The organism is Mycoplasma sp. 4423, from assembly GCF_054353855.1.
Map to the genome: position 1 here is coordinate 1 of NZ_JBTHHJ010000034.1, position 1,761 is coordinate 1,761.

A 1,761-nucleotide genomic window follows, 5' to 3' on the forward strand; every position below is an offset into this window, starting at 1 on the left:
ATCCTTAAACTCGAATATGAAATTGATTTTAAAAAGAAAGGTTTCATTTCCTAGTTCGGAAAGTTTATCACTGCTTTTAGCACATATTTTTGATAACTGAAATATTGACAGAAGTTTTAGAGCAACAAACGGATTTAGAAATATTGGTTAAACTTCGATTTGGTATTGAAAAACCTGCAAAATATAAAGCAAAAGAACAAAAGATTACTTTTGTTCGCTTTATTTTGCGGGTTTTTCAAAAAAAATTTTTAAATTTTTCTGATAAGATGCTATTATATATTCTGCTTACCTTTTTAAGGATATAACTTAGATTTTATTAAAATACACAAGAATTTTTATAATGTCTAATTTTGTTATTTTTATAATAAATTAATTTTATACCTTTAAATTTATAATAAATAAAGTGTATTTATAAGGAGAAACTATGAAAAAACCAATCTTAACACAAGGGCAACAACTTGATATTCTAAAGCAACAAATGCAATTCTTTATAGATTATATTTTAAGAAGCGAGTTATATAGTTATATTAAAAATAATCGGAAAATCCAGGTATCAAAAAATATTAATTCCAAAAATGGTTTTTACGAGCGTACCCTGAATACACAAATAGGTAAAATAAAAATTTATCATCCTAGACTAAGAACAACTAGGTTTGTTTCAGTTTTTATCCAAAAATATAATCGCGAAAGTCCTGCTTTTTTACCTAATATTTTCTTTTCATATGCACACAATGTAAAGAGTTCTGATAAAATAGAATATTTATCTAATATTATGTCTAGTTATGACAAGGAAATTCAAAATAATTTTGCTCATGCTGTTATAAACAATGCCTGCGATTTTATGCAAACACCAATAGAAAAAGTTTGTGATTCGCTTTATTTAAATAAAATAAATATCAAAAATGACTTTGATGATAAATTTAATGAATATTACTATTTAATTACTGAGAACTCTAATAATCATCAGATTATATGTATTTGATTAAATGATGATAAAAACGAAAACTACTGAACAGTAGTACTAAACGACTTAAAACAACGAGGTTTACAAAGAATTAAACATATTTACAGCAATAATCATAGATTCAATAATGAAGCTGTAAATATCTTCGGAAAAGTTGTTGTCCATAATAATTTAGAATAATAAACTACCTAACTACCTAGGTAGTTTATTATTCTAACATCTTTAATAAAGTGTTTTTAAAATTCTGTGAAAGGGTTTGACTAAAATTAAAGAATTCTATTTTTCCGTTCATCTTATTAAGCAAATTATCTTGATTCTTTCAAAATGGCCCATCTGTTATCAAGATAAAATTTACTCCTTTGCTAACTAATTCATTTTTTCTATTTATATAACTATCTATAATCTCAATTGGTTTGGAACCAGAATTTAAGAAGAAATTAACTTCAATATTTAAAATTTTTTCATTTTTAATGAGCATAAAATCACCTATTTTATGTAAAGATTTTATGCTATTTATCTTTTTAAAATTCTGCTGTGAAAACAAATGAACATTATATTTTAAACATATCTTTTTTAGTTGTTGATAACATCTTGCTTCAAATCAATTTCCACTTCTATTTTTTCTACCATTAGAATCTAAACCGACTAAAATACCTGTAACATAGTCAAAAACAGAAAATCTAAGTATATTTACAAAAAGATTTTTTAATCCTGTTTTGTTAAACAATTCAAGGTATTCATCTACCTGCATTTCCCACTTAAGTGGGATTTTTTATTTGATTATTTAACTCTCTTAT

At 24.3% G+C, this 1,761-nt stretch carries 2 protein-coding genes; one reads left to right on the forward strand and one right to left on the reverse strand.

The annotated features are described in order from the left end of the window. The first annotated feature begins 424 nt into the window (after positions 1-424). Complete coding sequence (locus tag ACXYRN_RS04290; protein WP_458607786.1) at positions 425-1,144, forward strand: transposase; 720 nt, start codon at positions 425-427, stop codon at positions 1,142-1,144. 28 nt (positions 1,145-1,172) lie between these two features. Here ACXYRN_RS04290 and ACXYRN_RS04295 read toward each other — a convergent pair whose 3' ends face one another. Further along, entirely contained in the window at positions 1,173-1,715 is a 543-nt protein-coding gene (locus tag ACXYRN_RS04295) for a DpnII family type II restriction endonuclease (RefSeq protein ID WP_458607787.1), read from the reverse strand. Between the last annotated feature and the right edge of the window lie 46 nt (positions 1,716-1,761).